2 protein-coding genes are annotated in these 1,091 nt (G+C 55.2%); one reads left to right on the top strand and one right to left on the bottom strand.

What is annotated here, in order from left to right; genetic code table 11:
- Positions 1-387: 387 nt before the first annotated feature.
- On the bottom strand, positions 388-777 hold the full coding sequence (locus WH91_RS06820; RefSeq protein WP_046170252.1) for a Ros/MucR family transcriptional regulator: 390 nt from the start codon (positions 775-777) through the stop codon (positions 388-390).
- A gap of 153 nt (positions 778-930) precedes the next feature.
- On the opposite strand from WH91_RS06820, the gene WH91_RS23295 reads away from it, so the two are divergent.
- Positions 931-1,091, top strand: a 161-nt coding sequence (locus WH91_RS23295; RefSeq protein ID WP_144408352.1) for a transposase, incomplete at its 3' end; no start/stop codon positions are given.

Genomic DNA, 1,091 nt, shown 5'->3' with positions numbered 1-1,091 from the left:
GACCGCGAGATCGATGAAATGCTCTGACCTTGCTTCCATCGCTCCGACAGCTCGGCCTTCTGCGCTGAAGTAAACCGGATCCGTGACGCCACCATGCGACACCCCCATTCCTTCCAGATTAATGGTGCTGCAATGACCGGTTGAACTCACCGGCCCTATAATCATAGCCGAAAAGCAGTTTGTGAACCTTGCGCGCCAAGCTCGGCTCGATAAGACTCTTGGAACAACTCTAATGACCTCTGTATTTGACTTTTGACCCCTGGAGCTTCACCCGTTGGCAACCAACGCCCACCAGGTCATCACGGCTATCGCTGTTCGCTACCTCGACGAGGCGAGAGTCCTCCACAAAAACTCACCATCGCCCAATGCGCTGTGGGAGCCTCAAAGTCACCTTTTTTCAGTGGCCGCGGAGTTGGCACTGAAAGCATTTTTGGAACGGGTGGGGTAGTCCGACGGCAGGCTCCACTTGGCGCGGTAGTCATCTGGGGTCATACCTAGCCAAGCCAAATGCCGTTTCATCGATTTGAACTTCTTGCCGTCCTCCAGGCAGATGATGAAATCCGGCATGACTGACTTCTTGATCGACACGGCGGGGCTCGGAAGTTCCACCGGCGCATCAGTCTGAGCAGACGACAAGGCTCGCATCGCGCTGTGCGTGTTAGCGATCAGCGTGGGCAGATCGGCTGGAGATACTGGATTGTTAGCGACGTATGCGGAAACGATCTTTGCCACCTGTTCGAGAAGGCCGGAGTCCAACAAATCAAGGGAGTGGTTCACAAAGCATTCCTACAGAACTGAAGTTGTCCTGCGCCAAATTCGACGAGGTTGCCCTGAGTATCGCGGACCAGTTCAGTTGGCTAGGTCGTGTTGACAAACTGGATTCCCAAAACGTCTTTGCTGTGATTCAAGACTGCTTTTTAGGAGGCGGTTTTGGCACGCGGGGATTTGTCGGACGCAGAGTGGCGGCTCATTGGAGAGCTTTTGCCGGCTGAACGAGGGCGCAAGTCCCGACCAGCGCAAGACAATCGCCGTTATCTGAACGGCATGCTCCATGTTCTGCGGGTTGGCTGCCCCTGGCGCGACATGCATGA

Source organism: Devosia psychrophila, assembly GCF_000971275.1.
GTDB classification, from domain to species: Bacteria; Pseudomonadota; Alphaproteobacteria; order Rhizobiales; family Devosiaceae; genus Devosia; species Devosia psychrophila.
Note: the sequence above shows the minus strand (reverse complement) of the source record. Positions and strands in the feature narration are given on the sequence as shown.